The organism is Bradyrhizobium sp. 164, assembly GCF_023073715.1.
GTDB lineage: Bacteria > Pseudomonadota > Alphaproteobacteria > Rhizobiales > Xanthobacteraceae > Bradyrhizobium.
In genome coordinates, this window is the sequence record NZ_JADPKA010000097.1 from 76,666 (window position 1) to 94,162 (window position 17,497).

The following is a 17,497-nucleotide window of genomic DNA, read 5'->3' on the forward strand; positions in this document are numbered from 1 at the left end:
CCTCACTGAATCGCTTGCAGCGGTTGAAGGCTGCCGGACGCGCCGAGCACCACGATCGGCGTGTCTTCCTTGTATTCCGGCGCGGCCGCGACCTGCGCTTTGGTCAATTCCAGCGTGATGCTGTCCTTCTTGTTGGCGATCTTGCCGAAGCGCAGCGCGTTCCAGTCCACCACGATCTTACGGCTGCCGACGCCGAGAAAGCCGCCGAAATCGATCGCCGCCGCGCGCACATGGCCGGTGCGATCGACGATGACGTCGACGATACGGCCCATGTCTTCGCCGGCGGCGCTGCGCACGTCGCGGCCGAGGACGCCATGCGCCTCGCTCGCGCCGATGATGGTTACCGAGGGCGGCGGGGCGGCATCCTTCGGAGTGACCGGAACGGTCGAGGCCGGCGGCTGTGCCGGCGGCGGCGCATTCGCTTCGCTCTGGCTCGCGGGCTGATCCTCCGCGGCGTGCGAGGGCGCAGCCGCCAGGCCCGCGACGATGGCTACGCCCATGATCAGCGCTCCGATGGCACGCATCACACCCTCCTCACGGCACGCCGCTAGCGCGCCAGCACGATCGAGACCTGGATCTGGCCGCGCGTGCGCAACACTTCCAGCGCCACGTCATCGGCGTGGCGGCTGACGCGCAGATCCACGCTGGACTCGCCCAGCCGCACATCGCGCAGGATCACCTCGTTCAGGAACGCCGGCAGATGCGGATTGCGCAGGCGAATCTCCCCGCGCGCCACGTCGAACTCGATGCCGAGCGCCGCCTCCAGCAACGTGAACGGCGTCGCGCTGGCCCAGGCCTGCGGCGCGCAGGCGACCGGATACAGCGTCGGACCGCGCCGCTTCTCACGCCGGAAGCCACAGAACAATTCGGGCAGCCGACGCAAATCCATATAGGTCGCCGCGTCGAACAGCCCCTTGAAGACATGCGCCACCGAATGCTTGAGGCCGTAGCGCGCGAGCCCGAGCGCGATCAGCGCGTTGTCGTGCGGCCAAATCGACCCGTCATGATAGGACATCGGGTTGTAGCGCACCTCGCCTTGCGCGACGGTGCGGATGCCCCAGCCCGAGTAGAAATGCGGCCGCATCAGATCGGCGGCGACCAGACGGGCGCGGTCCTCGCGGATCATGCCGCTGAACAACACCTGCCCGGCATTCGAGGTCCGCACCTTGCAGGGGCGCTTCTTGCCGTCGAGGGCGAGCGCATAGGTGCCGAGCTCCTCGCACCAGAACGCCTTCTCGAAGTGCTCGGCCAGCGCCTTGGCTTCGGCCTCGAGCTGGCGCGCGCGGTCCGGCTTGCCGAGCCGCAGAGCACAGCGCGCCGCCGACTGCTTGGCCGCGTAGACGTAGCCCTGGACTTCGGCGAGCGCGATGTTGCCTTCCGCGAGCTGGCCGTCAGCATGGAAGATCGCGTCGTAGGAATCCTTCCAGCCCTGGTTGGCGAGTCCTTTCTCCGTCGCGCGCTGGTATTCGACGAAACCGTCCTGATCGGGATCGCCGGGGCCGTCGATCCAGGCGAGCCCGGCCTCGATCGCCGGCCACAGCTCGATCAACGTGGCCTCGTCGCCGGTACGTTCGAAATAGCTTCCCGCGAGCAGGACGAATAGCGCGGTCGAATCGACGCTGCCGTAATATTGGGAGAACGGCACCTCGCCCAACGCTGCCATCTCGCCGCCGCGCATCTCGTGCAGGATCTTTCCGGGCGCGGCGTCGGCGAGCGGATCGACCGCCTTCGCCTGGAAGTGCGCAAGGCGCCGCAATACGCCCTTGGCGACGCGCGGATCGACCCAGAGCATCTGGAGCGCGGTGATCAGGCCGTCGCGGCCGAACGTCGTCGAGTACCAGGGAATGCCGGCATAGGGATAACGCCCTTGCGGCGTCTCCGTCATCAGCATGTTGAGGTCGGCCATGGCCTGGCACAGCACCTCGTTGAAGATGTTGTTGGAGGTCTCGATGCTAGCGGCGCCCATGGTCGACTGCCGCATCTCGCGGCGGTGCGCCAAGAGGCCGGGGAAGAATCGCGCCGGCTTTTCGGTCACGGGCCGGTTGCAGGAGACGGCAACGAACAGCGATCTGGCCTCGTGCGGGTCGAGCTCGAGCTGCCAAGTCGCAGCATTGACCGACAGCCGCGTCGGACGCGGATCGAAATGCAGGCCAGTGATGCGCTCGGCCTCGTCGAGGCCGCGATACTCGAACAACACGTCGGTCGGACCTAACAAGCGGCTCGTACCGGTGCCACGGCGCGGGCGCCGCTCGCCGCGGACCTCGAACAGGTCGGCAAAGTCGTTGTCGAACAGCAGCGTCAGCTCGAAGCTGGCGCGTGCGTCGCCGTGGTTCTGCACGCCGATGCGCTGATAAGCGCTACCGCGCCACAGGAAGATCGTGCGCACGATGTGCAGCAGATCCTTTTGGAACACGAGGCGGCCCTGACGGTAGATGTCGGGATTGGTGAGATCGACCGTCAACGCCGAATTGTCGTCGCGGAGGTTCGAGCCGAGCAGCAGCGGCTGAAGATCGTCGAGCACGAGCTCCAGCCGCGCCAGGTAGCGCGTGTCGTAGTGAAACAGCCCGTCCGGCCCGCCCGCCGAAGCGCCGATGTCGCCGTGGCTGTCGAGCACGACGAAGGTATCGTCGTGCTTGAGGGACCGCCGCGGCCGGGCGGCGGGTCCCGTCATCGGAATGTAGAACGTCTGCTCCGCGACGGCCTCCACCGTCTGGGACACGGAAATGATCTGGGTTACGGTTTCGGCTGCCATGAGCTGCTCCCCTGCGCCTTGATTCGAAACGCAACCAACGCGAACGCGACTGCTCGATCTACGCGGCGACCTTCGCGAGCCGGCTCATCTCCTGCGTCACCAGCTCACGGTAGGGGCCGTGACCCTGCATCAGCCGGTCGGGCGCGCCATCCTCGATGATCTTGCCGGCCTTGAGCACGACCACGCGATCGAAATTGCGCAGCGTCGCCAGGCGATGCGCGATCGCAACCACGGTGCGGCCGCGCATCAGCCGCGACAGTGCCTCGCGGATAGCCTCCTCCGACTCGCTGTCGAGCGCTGCGGTCGCCTCGTCGAGCAGCAGGATCGGCGCGTCCTTGAGGAAAGCGCGCGCGATCGCGATGCGCTGGCGCTGGCCGCCCGACATCTTCACACCGCGGTCGCCGACCATGGTATCGAGACCTTCCGGCAAGCTCTCGACGAAATCGCAGCGCGCCGCGATCGCCGCGCGCAGCACCTCGTCGTCAGTGGCGTTCGGCCGGCCATAACGGATGTTCTCGCGGATGGAGCGGTGGAACAGGGAGATGTCCTGCGGCACGACTGAGATCGCCTCGCGCAGGCTCAGCTGCGTCACCTTGGAAATGTCCTGGCCATCGATGGTGATGTTACCCTCATCGACGTCGTAGAAGCGCTGCAGCAGCGTGAACAGGGTCGATTTGCCGCCGCCGGACTGGCCGACCAGGCCGACGCGCTGGCCGGGTTGCAAGCGTAGACTGAACCGCTCGAAAATCTTCTCGCCGCCGGGATAGCCGAAGGTGACGTTATTGAACGCGATCGCGGCGCCGCTCTTGACCAGAGGCTCGGCCTCGGGGTGATCGCGCAGCTCGTGCGGCACCAGCAGGGTGGCGATCGCCTCGGTCAGCCGCGCGACGTGCTGGGTGACGTCGACCAACGCCACCGCGAGATCGCGCGTCGCATTGAGAATGGACAGGCCGAGGGTGCAGACCAGCACGACGTCGCCGGTGGTCGCCTCGCCCTTCTGCCACAGCGTGATCGCCCAGGCCATCAGCGCCACGGTCAGCACGACGGTTACGCCGGCATGTGTGATCCGCAGCTTCTCCAGGTACCGCAGGCTGCGGCCCCGCGCGGTGAGCTCCCGGTTCACCGTCGCATCGAACCGCTCATGCTCGTGGCTGATGCCACAGAAGGCGCGCACCAGCGGCATGTTGCTGATCACGTCGATCATCTCGCCGTCGACCACCGCGGCTTTGTCGGCGAAATCATCATGCAGCGGCTTGCCGGCGGCGGCCAAGTGGAACATCGCGACCACCATGCCGCCGGCGATCACGATCAGGCCCAGCGCCATATACGGACTCACGGTTCCGATCAGGGTGATTGCCGCAATTGTGGCGATGCAGGGCGGCAGCACGTTCCAGACGAACATGTTCTCGACCGTGAACACCGCGTTGGAAGTCGCCGTGATGCGGCTCGTCAGCATGCCCGGCATGCGATCGGAGAAATAGCTCGGCGCGTGGCCGGTCAGATGACGAAATATGTCGCGGCGTAAATCACCGGTGACCCGGACGAAGGTGAAGCTCGCCGTCCAGCTCGCGATCCGCCACAGAAAGTTGTCGGCGGCGATCAGTGACATGAGCAGAATGAATGCCAGCCATACGCTCCCGCCATGAGATGGTCCGGCGGACAGGCTGTCGACCAGGGATTTGACGCCGTACTGGGTGCCCACGGAGCAGGCAACCGCTGCCACGACAGCGGTCAGAATCACCAGGTGTGACGCGAGACGACGCCGGAGATAGCGCAAGACAAAGGCAAATGGCCTGCGCGCGTATCCAGAAAGCTGATCCATATGGCTATCGCCCCGTTATGCTGATTTTCAATTCGTTACTGGTCGAGTGAACAGCGACCACTTCGCCTCGGTTCCCGGGCCCGGCGATCACGACATGCGGATGCGGACGATCTGAGAAGATGTAGTGGCAGCATCGAGACGTCCCCCTGACGTGTCGAATATGTAACGTTCGGAGGGAGGAACTTCGCAGGTGCGGGAACGTTCCTTTGTCTGGCATTGCCGGTGCCGTACAGGCGGGGGGGTTCAATACATGATCGCACAGAGGAGATGGTGAGATGCGCATCGCGCAGGTTGCTCCGTTGACGGAGGCTGTTCCACCCAAACTGTATGGCGGCACCGAGCGGGTGGTGCATTGGTTGACGGAAGAGCTGGTGGCCCTTGGACACGATGTGACGCTGTTCGCCAGCGGCGACTCGCAAACCTCGGCAAAGCTGGATGCATTATGGCCGCGGGCGCTCCGCCTGGATGGTTCCGTGCGTGATCCCAATGCGCTGCACATGGTGTTGCTGGAGCGCGTGCGGCAGAAATGTGACGACGAGGAGTTCGACTTCCTCCACTTCCACCTCGACTACTATCCTTGGTCGCTGTTCTACCGGCAGCCAACGCCGTTCGTGACCACGCTGCACGGCCGTCTCGACCTGCCGGAGCACCAGCCGGTCTTCAACACTTTCTCGAAAATGCCGGTTATTTCGATCTCCAATGCGCAGCGGCGGCCCGTGCCGCAGGCGAACTGGGTCACCACCATTCATCACGGCCTGCCAGAGAATCTGCTGACGCCGAAACCCGTCAAGCAGGAATATCTCGCCGTGCTCGGCCGCATCGCGCCCGAGAAGGGCGTCGACCGCGCCATCAAGATCGCGACGCATTGCGGCATCCCGCTGAAGATCGCCGCCAAGGTCGATCGCGCCGACCAGGATTATTATGACGAACTGATCCGGCCGATGATCGAGAACAATCCGCTGGTCGAGTTCATCGGCGAGATCAGCGATCACGAGAAATCGGACTTTTTGAGCGGCGCGCTCGGTCTCTTGCTGCCAATCGACTGGCCGGAGCCGTTCGGTCTGGTGATGATCGAAGCCATGGCGTGCGGAACGCCGGTGGTCGCCTTCAACCGCGGCTCGGTGCCGGAGATCATCGACGAGGGCCTCACCGGCTTCATCGTCGAGGACGTCATCAGCGCAGCGGGAGTGGTCAAACGCCTCGCGCAACTGGACCGCACTGCAATCCGCAAGCAGTTCGAGACCCGCTTCACGGCGCGGCGCATGGCACTGGACTATCTCGCGGCGTATCGCAGCCTGACCGAGGCACAGGCGCCGCGAATCAAGCTGGTGAGCAGCGCGGAGTAGCGCCTCAAGCAACGCTGCTGGTCGAAGTGCCCTCTCCCCTTGTGGGAGAGGGCTCAAGACCCACGCGGCACACTCGCTTGGGTGAGGGGTTGGCCTCGCCAAGGAAAAATCTCTCCGCGGAAACGGACCCCTCATCCGGCGCTTCGCGCCACCTTCTCCCACAAGGGGAGAAGGAAAGAGGTCAGAGCCAACAGACCGCGCGCCTAGCTCACCAACGCCCGCTTCGGCTCGACGATCTCGAACATGCGCGGGAATTCATCCATCAGGCCCATCAGCTCGGCGAGCCGCATCGGATTGCCTGATAGCTTGATCTTGCCGGCGGCGACCGCCTCCGGAAAGCTCGTCTGTTTTGCAATGACTTCGTCGAGCGTCGCGCGTGCCAGCGTGAAGCTGGCATCCGCGCGCTCCGCCTGCACGCCCTCGGCATAGGTCAACGCAGAGTTCTCCAGATTGAGCACGAAGGTCTCGCCGGTGTCGGAAACACTCCAGTTCAGCACGATGTGCTTGCCTTCCGCTTTCGGGCCGTTGAGGCGGATGCCGAGCAGGTCCCAGAGCTGCGAGGTGCGCAATGCGGCCAGCGTTTCGCGCGGCATTGGCGGGCGCTGGGGCGCCTTCGGCATGCCGTTTCGCAGCTCCTGCGCGCCGAACAGATAGGCGTTGCGCCAGGTCGCGCTTTCGGCGGCATAGCCGAGCTGCTCGAGCGTATCCGCCAGCAACGCGCGCGCCGGCTGATTGTCCGGCTCGGCGAAGACGAGATGGCCGAGCGCTTGCGCGATGAAACGAAACTCGCCCTTGTCGAAATCCGTCCGTGCCCGCGCCAGGATGGCATCCGCGCCACCCATGTATTCGACATACTTCTTGCCTGATTCTACCGGAGGCAGCGGATCGAGATTGACCGGATTGGCGTCGTACCAGCCGAGATATTTCTGGTAGATCGCCTTCACGTTGTGCCGGATGTGGCCGTAATAGCCGCGGCCGTGCCAGGCGGACTCAAGGCTCTTCGGCAGCTGGATGGTCTCGGCGATCTCGGCGGCGGTGAGGCCGTGGTTCATCAGGCGGATGGTCTGGTCGTGCGCGAATTTGTAGAGATCGCGCTGCTGCCGGATCATGGTGCCGATGCGCTCCCGCCCCCACACCGGCCAGTGATGCTGGCCGCACATCGCCTCCGCCTTGTCATCCCAAAGCAGCAGGGCCTCGCCCAGATATTTCGACCAGGCCAGCGCATCGCGCACGTCGGCGCCACGGAACGGCAGCAGATTGTGGAAATTGTGGGTGCAGTTCTCGGCAAGGTTCAGCAGCTTGTAGCGCGGGACGAAGAAATGCATCTCCGCCGGCGCTTCGCTGTTCGGCGCCATCTGGAATTCGAACTCGAGGCCGTCGATGACACGCGTCTCGCCGGTCGCCATGATCAAATCGGTCGGGCGCAGCAGTGCGACCGATCCCGCCGCCATCGACTTGCCGAGCCCGCAATCCACCTGCCGGCGCACGCCCTTCGCGAGAAAGGGACCGAACTGGTACTGCGCCCGGCGCAGCATCGCCGGTCCGGCGATGATGTTCTCGGAGACGGCGTGCTCCATGAACAGGTTCGGCGCGATGATCGGCACGCGGCTAGTCGCCAGCGCCTCCTCCTCCAGCACGCCGCGCGCGCCGCCCCAATGATCGGTGTGGGTGTGCGTGAAGATGACGGCCGCGACCGGGCGCTTGCCACGATGGCTGAAGTAGAGATCGAGCGCGGCGCGCGCGCCCTCGATCGAGGTCAGGGTATCCACGACGATGACGCCGCTGTCGCCCTCGATCAGCGTCATGTTGGCGATGTCGAGCCCGCGCACCTGATACACGCCGGGCACGACCTCGAACAGGCCGTGATGCATGTTGAGCCGCGACTGCCGCCACAGGCTCGGATTGACGGTGGGCGGCGCCCGTTCAGCAGAGAGAAAGCCGTAAGGCTCCAGGCTCCAGACCGTCCGCCCTTGCGGATTTGTGATTGTCGCGTTCTCGATCGTGCCGAGAAAGCCGCGCGCGGCATCGTCGAAATCGCGCGTGTCTGAAAACGGCAGCGCGTTCAGCATGGCGTCATGCTGCGCGATGACAGAGGGAGAAGCGTGTTTCGACTCGTTGTTGGCTTCAGCCATGTTGCTCTCCTCCCGGACGGTGCCTCATTCCCTTCGTCCCTTGTGTGAAAGACCGCGGCGCGAAGCGCCGGATGAGGGGTCTCTCTCCGCGAACTCGATTGCGCGAGCCTCACGCGCAGAGAGACCCCTCACCCGTCTCGCCGCTGCGCGGCGAGCCACCCTCTCCCGCAAGGAGAGGGCTATCAGCTACATCCCCAGCAGCCTTGGCAGCCACAACGACAGACCTGGCCAATACGTCACCACCACGAGGAATCCCAACATGGTCAGGAGCCAGGGCCACACCGCGACGGTGAGCTCGGTGATGCCCATCTTGGCGATACCTGATGCGACGTAGAGATTGAGGCCGACGGGCGGATGGCACAGCCCGACCTCCATATTGACCGTCATCAGGATGCCGAAATGGATCGGATCGATGCCGAGCTTGACCGCGACCGGAAACAGGATCGGCGCCATGATTAGGATGATCGAGGACGGCTCCATCACGTTGCCCGCCAGCAGCAGCAGGAGGTTGACGAGCAGCAGGAAGCCGATCCAGCCCAAGCCCTGGTCGATCATCCATTGTGCCAGCGCCTGCGGCACGTTCTCGTAGGTCATCAGGAACGAGAACAGCACCGCGTTGGTGATGATATAGAGCAGCATCGCCGATAGGTTCGCCGACGACAGCAGCACCCGCGGCACATCGCGCAGCTTCAGATCCTTGTAGATGAACACTGCGACGATGAAGGCGTAGACCGCGCTGACGGCGGCAGCTTCCGTCGGCGTGAACAGGCCGCTATAGATGCCGCCGATCACGATGACGATCAGCAAAATGCCCCAGATCGATTTGCGAAATGCGTCGAGACGCTGAAGGAACGTAGCCTTCGGCATCCGCGGATAGTCGTTGCGCCAGGCCCGATAGAATGTCGTCGCCCCAAGCAGCGAGGCCAGCACCAACCCCGGCACGATGCCGGCGATGAACAGCTTGCCCACCGAGCTGTTGGTGGAGACGGCGTAGAGAACCATCGGGATCGACGGCGGAATGAGAATGCCGAGCGAGCCGGAGGTCGTGATCACCCCCGCCCCGAACCGCTTGGGAAATCCTTGCGCGACCATCGCAGGCAGGATCACCGAGCCGATCGCCACCACGGTCGCCGGCGAGGAGCCGGAAATCGCCGCGAACAGCGCGCAGGCGACCACGCCGGAGAGTGCGAGGCCGCCGTACCAATGGCCGACCAGCGCGGTCGCGAACGTGATCATCCGGCGTGCCACGCCGCCATGGGTCAGGAAGTTGCCGGCGAGAATGAAGAACGGGATCGCCATGATCTCGAAATTCTCGATGCCGGTGAACAGCTTCAGCGCCACCGATTCCGTGCGCACGTCGGTCAGCGTGAACATGAAGCTGAGCACGGTCAGACCAAGCGCGATCGAGATCGGCATGCCCGTCAGCATCAATGACAGCAGCAGCGCGAACACGATGGCGACGCGCAGGCCTTGCGGCAGCGTGATGATGTGGCCGGCATGCGCAAAGCACAGGGCGACGATCAGAATCGGCAGCAGCATCAGGATCCAGCCGAGCGGGCTGCGCTCGTCCCGGGCGACCTGGCTGGGGGTGACCGGGGCCGGATGCACCGGATCCGCTTCGACGCCCTCGACGCCCGCCATGTCGTGATGCGGCAGCTCGCCGGTGCGGTAGAACGACCACGCCACTTGCAGGAAGCGGAAGCACATCAGGCCGGAGCCGAGCGGAATGGTGAGATAGACCATCCACATCGGCGCTTCGAGATCGTTGGACTGCTGGCCCGTCTGCCACATCTGGCCGACGAACGCGGCCCCGAAATAGCCCACGATGGCGGTGAAGAGCGCGCCGCACAACAGACCGAAGGTGATAACGCGACGGCGCGATCCGCCCGGAAGGATGTTGACGAGCACGTCGACGCCGACATGGATGCCGGTGCGCACGCCGTAGGCCGCGCCGAACTTCGCCATCCAGATGAACATGTAGATGCAGAGCTCTTGCGCCCAGGACAGGTCGAGCGAGGCAAGCCACACGAACGCAGCGCGCGCGGGTACGGCGAGGAAAGCCAGGTTGCGGGCTTCGGCCCATTTGGCGATATCGATCGACAGCCCTGCCCCGTAGCGGTGCAGCACGGCGACGAAGATCAGCGACGTCGCAGCCGCGATCATCGTCGCGATCAGCCATTCCTCGAGATGGTTGAGAAAACGATTCAGCACCCGCAGCAACTTGGTCCCCCCAGCATTGGCTCGTCCATTCAAGAGCGAAACGGCCGGGAGTGCGATCACCCCCGACCGTTGTTATTGTCCTTATTAGGCCGCGGCCGTCAGTTCATCTTGACGTCGAGTTCCTTGGCGAGGAGATCGAGCACCTCCTGCCCGACCCGGCCCTTCGCCCATTTGTAGGTCGGCTGCATCGCCTCCTGCCACGCCTTGCGATCGGCGTCACTGAGGTAATGCAGCGTCGTCTTGCCCGTCTTCTTGATCTCGGCCAGCGCGTCCTCGTTCTCCTGGCGCGCGATCGAGTTGGTGTAATCGGTCGCCTCCGCCATCGCCTTGTCGAGCTGGGTGCGGATGTCGGGCGGCAAGCCCGACCAGAATTTCGAGTTGACGATGACGGCATATTGCAGATGCGCGTGATAAGACACGGTGATGTCCTTCTGCACCTCGTAAAACTTTTGCGTCAGATAGTTGGACGCCGTGTTCTCGCAGCCGTCGACCACGCCGGTCTGGAGCGCCTGGTAGACTTCGGAGAACGCCATGATCTGCGGGATCGAGCCGACCAGGCGGAAATACTGGTCGGCAATCTTCGATCCCGAGATGCGGAACTTGAGGCCCTGGAAATCGGTCGGCTTCATCAGGGGCCGGTTGGCGGAGACCATGTGGAAGCCGTTGTCCCAATAAGCGAGCCCGGTGATGCCCTTGGCCTCGAGCTTCTGGAACAGCCACTTGCCGACCGTACCCTTCATCGCGTTGGCATAGGTCTGGTCGTCCTTGAACAGCCACGGCAAGTCGAGCGCCTCGAACTCCTTGATGCCGAGCGGCGCGAATTTCGCGGTCGACGGCGCGAGCATCTGCACCGAGCCGAGCTGGAGCGCCTCGATCTCTTCCTTGTCCTTGTATAGCGTGGAGTTCGGATAGACTTCGACCTTGACCTTGCCGTTGGTGTACTTCTCGGCGAGCTCCTTGAATTTCAGCGCGCCCTTGCCCTTCGGAGTATCGTTGGCAACGACGTGGCTGAACTTGATGACGACGGGGTTCTGGGCCTGGGCAGCGGCGGAGGCCACGAGAATGGCCGTGGCGGCGACCGCAAGAAGCAGCTTGCGCATGAAGTAACCTCCCAACAACCTCGAAAGCCGGGTTCTTTTTGTTTTTCAGGTCAGTAGTGGCAGCAATCTGCCACCCGAACAACTAGACCTAAGCCCAATTTGCCGCAGCCAAGCTAACTTGACGGCAGCCGGGTGCGCAACCCGGAGCCGCTACAGTGCAAGGAAACGAGCGCTTATGCCGCATTGCGGCAGCGCCATCAGCTTTTGCGCTGGGCGACCATGAAGAGACGCCGGAACGGGAACAGCGTCTGCCCCGCCGCATTCTTCGGATAGGCCTTGGCAACGCGCATCCCATAGGCCGCTTCGAACGCGGCCTTCTCATCGCCCTGCAACACATCGAGATAGCGCGTCAGCCAGGTCCCCTTGGTCCATTCCTTCACGGGGTTCTCGCCTTCGAGCACCTGCAGATATTCCGTCTCCCAGATGTCGATATAGGCCGACATCGGTGCAAGCAGATCATGATAGAAGGCCGGCGCTTCGACCGGCGGTGGCGTAACGAGATGCGCGACCTTGGACCGCCAGGGACCATTCAGCGCGGTCTCGCCGATCAGCACGTGCGACGGTGCGGTGAAGTTGCGCGGCATCTGCACCGCGAGCATGCCGCCGGGGGTCACCTTCTCCATCACCGACGAAAACAGCGCCGCGTGATTGGGCAGCCAGTGCAGTGCGGCATTGGAATAGATCAAGTCGTATTGTTGGGCAGGGCGCCAATGGCCGAGATCCTCATGCGACCATTCCACCTCGGGCGCGGTCTTGCGGCCGGCCGCGACCATCTCGGCCGAGCCCTCGACTCCCGTCACGGTGGCCTCAGGCCAACGCTCCCTAATCAGTTTGGTCACGTTGCCGGCGCCGGCGCCGAGATCGGCGATCGCGCGCGGAGCGAAATCCGGAATCCGCATCAACAGGTCTAGGGCGGGCCGGAGCCGGTGGCCGGAGAACTTCAGATATTGCTGCGGGTCCCAAACCATCGCTCGCGCCTTTTCTTTTTCGTATTTCCTTCGCCGAAGCTTCTGGTTACCACTGCTCGTCCCGGTCGGGCAATTCGCAAAGCCCGCAGGACCGGGCAGGAAACGAAAGCAACAGCCAGAAGCAATTAAGAAAGCGTGTGACCATGGACCTCGGGCTCAAATCGAAAACCGCTGTCGTCACGGGCGCGAGCATCGGCATCGGCCGCGCCATCGCCAAGGGCCTTGCTGCCGAAGGCGTGCGCGTCGTGGGCGTGGCGCGGCGGAACGACCTTCTCGCCGAACTGGTGAAAGAAGTCGGCGGCGGGTTGATTGCTCCGTTCGAGCAGGACGTGATGGCGAAGGACGCCGCCGAGAACATCGCGGCCTTCGCCGTGAGCGAGCTCGGCCATGTCGACATCCTCGTCAACAATGCCGGTGGCAGCCGTCCGCTGCCCGTTGATGCGCCCGACAGCAAATGGGACGAGGCGATCGCGCTGAATTTCACCAGCTACCGCCGCATCGCGCACGCGCTGCTGCCGCAGATGATCGAACGCAAATGGGGCCGCATCGTCAATATCACCGGCAAGTCCGAGCCGGAGGGCCTGAACGCCGCCTTCGCCGCCAAGGCCGCCGTGCATGCCTGGGCCAAGGGCCTGTCACGCGAGATCGGCGCGCACGGCATCACCATCAACTGCATCCCGCCCGGCCGCATCATGAGCGAGCAGATCCGCCGCAACTACCCGCCGGACTATCGCGAGCGCTTTGCCGAGGAAGAGATCCCGGTCGGCTATTGGGGCGAGCCGGAAGATCTCGCTGCGCTCGCGGTGTTCCTGGCATCACCGGTGGCGCGCTACATCACGGGCACGGTGATCCCGGTGGACGGGGGCTTGCGGAGATATCAGTTTTAAGGGCGGGCTGCTGAATCCGCTCGGCCCGCGAATGCATGCGGGGTCCGGTTTGCTGGCAGGGCTGTCGCATATGATCTCTTGGAGCGGCTTGAGCAAGCGCCTCGTCGTTCGAGACGACCGCTTCCAGCGGTCTCCTCAGGATGAGGCTAATTGGCATCGGGCCCGTTGAAACTGCTGCCGCACACTCCGCCTCATCCTGAGGAGCCCGCCAAAGCGGGGGGTCTCGAAGGAAGGGCCGCAAAGAATGCTGCTTGCCATATGGGATTGCCCTGGGTTGCGGGCGGACCTCACGGTTTGACGTAGCTCCAGCCCTGTTCCTGCAGCTCCATGACGCGGACGACACCGGATTTGACAAGCGTGGCCTGTGGAATCAGGCTTATGTCCTTGTTCTCCGCCTTACGCATGTTTTCCTGCGTGTTGCCGCAAGCCTTGAAGGCGATTTCGGGATTGCTCATCGCTAGCACCTCGATCCGAGGCTTCACCGGCGAGGTGTCGTCACGCAGCATGTGAAGACCTGGACCAAAGGTGACAACCTCGATCGATACTGGTTCACCGCGATCGCGGTAGTATTGCGCGACGTTGGTCGCATTGTTGAGTGTGAGGTTCATCATCGCAGGTTCGTTGGAATTGACCTGCAGGATCAGCCGGTGCGGCTTGCTGGCGCTCTCGGTTTTTGTTGCCTGCGTCATCATCGTGTTGTTCGCAGCGGCCTGCTTGCTTGTGTGGTTATGCTCCGGCTTTCTCGCCGGCTTCTGTCGAGCCGGATGCTTCGGGTAGCTCGCGTGACTGTTCGCACTCGCCTGCGGGAGCCACTGGTTGTCCTGCTGCGCCTGCGCGCTTGGTCCGATCAGAAGCAGCATCGCCAGGCCGCTGATGACTGCCATCGTCAACTTTGGATTAATCATCTCGTGTCTCCCGTTCCCTGACCATCACCTTCCTGGTCTGGCGACGGCATGTGGCCATTTGCATGCAGCCCCCATTTTTTTGCGCACATTCTTGAATCCGCTGAGCAGGAAGTGTCCCTCTTGCACCGCGCCAGTACGGGTGGAAAGACGCACATCGATGTAACCGTCATCGGGTAGCGACCTCAGCAACTGCACGACGTCGCCGCCGAAAGCAACGCCAGAGCCGAATGACGGCGAGGCTGCCGTGAGTTGCATTGGCGGCTCCGCATTGAGCTGAAAGGAGACGACGTATTCGTTTGCATTGCGCGACACCGTCGGTCCTGCGACCATGACTTCCGTCCGGCCTTTGCGGCAGTGGATTGCGAGTTGCATCGCCGCGCCATCCGAGCCGCCAATGGAAGAGGTGGTGGCGGTGACGATCGGTGAATAGTCGACCGGCGAAGTGGTCTCGCTGACCAGCCAGCTATCGTCCGACGCCCGCCGGCCGGGCGGCGGAATCTTGCGGGACAGATCTTGTAGACATTCCAGCCGGGCTGCCCCCTCCATCGCCGAACAAGCCCGAAGTGTTTCCATGGGATCGCTCGTGTTTTGCGCGTAAGCGATTCCACAGGCGACGTTCAGGGCGAGGGCAATCGGAGGAGCGGCAGTCTTCATGGCCTCGCCTGTACGCTGCGAGCCTTGCGATCCAGCCATACCTGCGCAGCTTGGAATCGGGTGAGCCCTGGAACCTCTGCCGCGAGATTGATCGACTGCCATTTCGGATCGAAGCCTGGAGCCTGCAGGCGGTCGATTCGCGAGAACAGGTACTCGACAAGGCGCGCCACGCGTTGGTAGCGATTCGAACGTTGCGGCCAGTTGAAGGCAACGAGCGCTGTTGGCACCGCGATGGTCGAGACCCGCTCGCCTTGCCTGATCAGATTGGGATACTCATTGGCGTCAAGGCTCGCGGGCAGATAATAGTCCTCGAACTTGCTGTCGTAAGGGACCGGGAGGAACTTGAATCCAGCCTCCCAGCGGCCCTTTACGAAGGCGTCGACCGGTTTCGATGTGATGAACACGACGGCCGACATCTCGCCCTTGCGCATCTGTTCCAAGGCAACCTGATGCGGAATGAATGTCTTGTCGACATCGATGCCGAGGCGGCTGAAGATCAGTGGTCCTGAATAGGCGGCTGCGGTGCCCAGAGTGTTGAAGTTCACTTTCTTGCCGGCAAGATCCTGCAGACTCGCGATTTCCGGTCGCACGAAAATGTGCAGCTCGGATGGGAAGAGATTGAGCAGATACGTGATGCGGCTTCGGATCTGCGGTGCCTGAACCTTGTACTCTTCGAGTGCGTCGGAATTGATGATGGCGGTATCCACGCCACGCAAATAGAGCAGCGCATTCAGATTGTCGGTGGCGCCCCGGGTGACGATCGGCAGGAGATGCAGGTCTGCTCCGTCATCGACGACGCGAGCCATTTCTGCGGCGAGGCGGATCGGCGCGCCCTCGAGCAGGCCGCTGGCGAGCCCGACCGTCCAGGCGTTCATCCGGTCTTTTTCGTTCTCTAGCGGGAGCGGCCGTCGGACCATTTGTGCCTCGGCCCTGGCGCTTTTTCCGGTTTGCGCTTCCAGGCGAGCCGGCTGAAGCATCGAGGCGAATGTCGTCAGCGCGGCGAGCAGAAGCAACGAGGTTGAATTTGGCACCCTGTTCATGTCGTTCCCTTCTGGATCATCTGTCGCAACCTTTTGTCCCGCCGAAATGCAACGGGCCGATTCTCAGCGCCGCAGCGCATCCAGCCGTTCCTTCGCTTCGCGAATACCGCCCCGGTGTGCCTTCGCGTAGAGTTCTCGAGCCTTGGCCGCTTCGCCGCGCGTTCCATAAGTCCCCCAGGCGGATAAGACCGCCGGATCATATGTCTCCGCGAGCATGAAGCTTGCCTGCGCAATGTCCTTCTCAGCCGCGAGCTCGAGGACAATCCGCGCTGCACCGATATTTCCCTGGTCGAGCAATGCCCTGGCGCGCGGGATCAATCGGGCCTCCGCCTCGTTTTGATTTGCGGCTGTCGGCGGCTCCGGTACGGTCACTTCCACGTTCTGCCTCGCCGGCAAGATGACGCCTTCATTCGTTTGCTCCACCGGAAGGCGCACATCGGTCAGGCCCCTTGCCGATGCGCCGGCTCTTTCCCGAGCTTCGACCGCGCTCCGCTCCTGTTGCAGCGACTGCCGCAACTCGGCAATCTCGCGCGTCGCTGCCTGTCTCTGCTGCGAGGCCGCATCGGCCGCCTCGCGCAATTGCACGTTCCGCGTTTCGATCTCACGGCGCGTTTCCGCAAGTTCTCTCGCGAGCGCGCTTGCATGCGCCTGGGCCTCTTCGAGAGCGCGCCGTTGTTGTTCGGCATTGGCCGTCATCGCTTGCGCTGCTTTGGTCCCGGCGACGAGGTCGGCGTTCTTCTGCCGCTCGTCTTGCAAAGACTGCCGCAGCTCCGCAATCTCCCGCTCCGCCGCCTCGCTTTGCTCCGCTGCCGCAGCTTCCGCCATGAGCGATCCGCGAGGTATTCCGGCGAGTTCGCTCGCGAGTGCGGCGGCGCGTGCCTGCGCCTCGTGGCGTTGTTGCTCAGCGCTCGCCGCCGCTGCCTGCGCGGTGTTCGCCTGCTTCACGAGCAGGCCGCTTCTTTGCCGCTCCTGCTGAAGGGACTGCTGCAGTTCTGCGATCTCGCCCGCCGCCGCCTCTCTCTGCTGCGCGGCCACTTCGTCCGCCTTTCGGGATTGTGCCTTACCAGCATCGATCTCGCGGCGCGCTTCGGCAAGTTCGTTCACGAGCGCGGCGCTGTGGGCTTGCTCCTGTTGAAGTGATTTCTGCAGCTCCTCCGCGGCGATTTCCGCCGCCTGCGTGCGCTGGACTGTCTCGTCGAGCTCTCGGTGCGCCTCGGCCAGCTGATTGGCGAGTGCTTCAACGCGCGGAGCGTTTTCGTCCAGCCGCTGCTGAGCTCGAACCACGCTTGCCGGCTCCGCGTGCATCAGGGCTCCGGCCGTTTCGTTCTGAAGGGGAGCTAGCGATCCGGTCGTGATTTCCGGCCGCTGATCGAGGCTGAGGGCGCTCTCACTGCCGATGCGCGTCATGTCCGGAAACGTTTGCGCATTGAAGGGCTCGAACACACCGAGCAGGGAAGCGCCAACGAGGATGATAGGAACAAAAATTGCCACCGCCACCAGCCAACTGCCCGATCGTTCCTCCTCTGGATCGGCTTCCTCGATCGCCGGACACCAATGGGTCGGCGCAGGATTGATGGGAGAGCCGTCCTGCCAGACCCATTTGCCCGCCTCCGATGACCAATGGCCGACCTCAACAGCCCCGGTCGCATCTTCCACCCAGATGCCTTCTCC

Annotated in this window: 13 protein-coding genes and 1 pseudogene; 2 read left to right on the forward strand and 12 right to left on the reverse strand. The window is 63.6% G+C overall.

Annotated features, from left to right (window positions below):
* Positions 1 to 2 precede the first annotated feature (2 nt).
* From IVB01_RS30215 to IVB01_RS30225, 3 genes are read right to left on the reverse strand one after another with little or no spacing between them, the layout of a single operon-like run.
* A complete protein-coding gene (locus IVB01_RS30215) occupies positions 3 to 524 on the reverse strand; it encodes a PRC-barrel domain-containing protein (RefSeq protein ID WP_247279268.1) in 522 nt (173 codons plus the stop codon).
* Positions 525 to 547: 23 nt separating this feature from the next.
* Positions 548 to 2,752, reverse strand: a complete 2,205-nt coding sequence (locus IVB01_RS30220; RefSeq protein WP_247279267.1) for an amylo-alpha-1,6-glucosidase — start codon at positions 2,750 to 2,752, stop codon at positions 548 to 550.
* A 58-nt stretch (positions 2,753 to 2,810) separates the two neighbouring features.
* The gene (locus tag IVB01_RS30225) at positions 2,811 to 4,574 is read right to left on the reverse strand and encodes an ABC transporter ATP-binding protein (protein WP_247279266.1); all 1,764 of its coding nucleotides are present in this window, start codon (positions 4,572 to 4,574) and stop codon (positions 2,811 to 2,813) included.
* Between the two features lie 275 nt (positions 4,575 to 4,849).
* Between IVB01_RS30225 and IVB01_RS30230 the strand changes: the two genes are divergently transcribed.
* Positions 4,850 to 5,920 (forward strand): glycosyltransferase family 4 protein, encoded by a 1,071-nt coding sequence (locus IVB01_RS30230; protein WP_247279265.1) that lies wholly within the window; start codon positions 4,850 to 4,852, stop codon positions 5,918 to 5,920.
* 203 nt (positions 5,921 to 6,123) lie between these two features.
* Here the strand turns inward: IVB01_RS30230 and IVB01_RS30235 are convergent, their stop codons facing one another.
* From IVB01_RS30235 to IVB01_RS30255, 5 genes and pseudogenes are all read right to left on the reverse strand, one after another.
* Positions 6,124 to 8,052 carry an alkyl sulfatase dimerization domain-containing protein gene (locus IVB01_RS30235; protein ID WP_247279264.1) on the reverse strand — a complete coding sequence of 643 codons (1,929 nt, stop codon included), beginning with the start codon at positions 8,050 to 8,052 and terminating at the stop codon, positions 6,124 to 6,126.
* A 186-nt stretch (positions 8,053 to 8,238) separates the two neighbouring features.
* A complete protein-coding gene (locus IVB01_RS35800) occupies positions 8,239 to 9,519 on the reverse strand; it encodes a TRAP transporter large permease subunit (RefSeq protein ID WP_247279334.1) in 1,281 nt (426 codons plus the stop codon).
* A gap of 219 nt (positions 9,520 to 9,738) precedes the next feature.
* Positions 9,739 to 10,215, reverse strand: a pseudogene (locus IVB01_RS35805) (TRAP transporter small permease); the annotation flags it as partial.
* 155 nt (positions 10,216 to 10,370) lie between these two features.
* A complete protein-coding gene (locus tag IVB01_RS30250; protein WP_247279263.1) occupies positions 10,371 to 11,372 on the reverse strand; it encodes a DctP family TRAP transporter solute-binding subunit in 1,002 nt (333 codons plus the stop codon).
* A gap of 197 nt (positions 11,373 to 11,569) precedes the next feature.
* Positions 11,570 to 12,340: a methyltransferase domain-containing protein gene (locus tag IVB01_RS30255; RefSeq protein WP_247495127.1), complete on the reverse strand. Its 771-nt coding sequence runs from the start codon at positions 12,338 to 12,340 to the stop codon at positions 11,570 to 11,572.
* Between the two features lie 143 nt (positions 12,341 to 12,483).
* On the opposite strand from IVB01_RS30255, the gene IVB01_RS30260 reads away from it, so the two are divergent.
* Positions 12,484 to 13,227, forward strand: a complete 744-nt coding sequence (locus IVB01_RS30260) for an SDR family oxidoreductase (RefSeq protein WP_247279333.1) — start codon at positions 12,484 to 12,486, stop codon at positions 13,225 to 13,227.
* 287 nt (positions 13,228 to 13,514) lie between these two features.
* On the opposite strand, the gene IVB01_RS30265 is transcribed toward IVB01_RS30260, so the two are convergent.
* The 4 genes from IVB01_RS30265 to IVB01_RS30280 form a co-directional block, all read right to left on the reverse strand.
* A complete protein-coding gene (locus IVB01_RS30265) occupies positions 13,515 to 14,132 on the reverse strand; it encodes a hypothetical protein (RefSeq protein WP_247279261.1) in 618 nt (205 codons plus the stop codon).
* A 24-nt stretch (positions 14,133 to 14,156) separates the two neighbouring features.
* On the reverse strand, positions 14,157 to 14,786 hold the full coding sequence (locus IVB01_RS30270) for a hypothetical protein (protein ID WP_247279260.1): 630 nt from the start codon (positions 14,784 to 14,786) through the stop codon (positions 14,157 to 14,159).
* Positions 14,783 to 15,826 carry a TAXI family TRAP transporter solute-binding subunit gene (locus IVB01_RS30275; protein WP_247279259.1) on the reverse strand — a complete coding sequence of 348 codons (1,044 nt, stop codon included), beginning with the start codon at positions 15,824 to 15,826 and terminating at the stop codon, positions 14,783 to 14,785. Before IVB01_RS30275 ends, IVB01_RS30270 begins: the two co-directional genes overlap by 4 nt.
* A gap of 63 nt (positions 15,827 to 15,889) precedes the next feature.
* Entirely contained in the window at positions 15,890 to 17,482 is a 1,593-nt protein-coding gene (locus tag IVB01_RS30280) for a hypothetical protein (RefSeq protein ID WP_247279258.1), read from the reverse strand.
* Between the last annotated feature and the right edge of the window lie 15 nt (positions 17,483 to 17,497).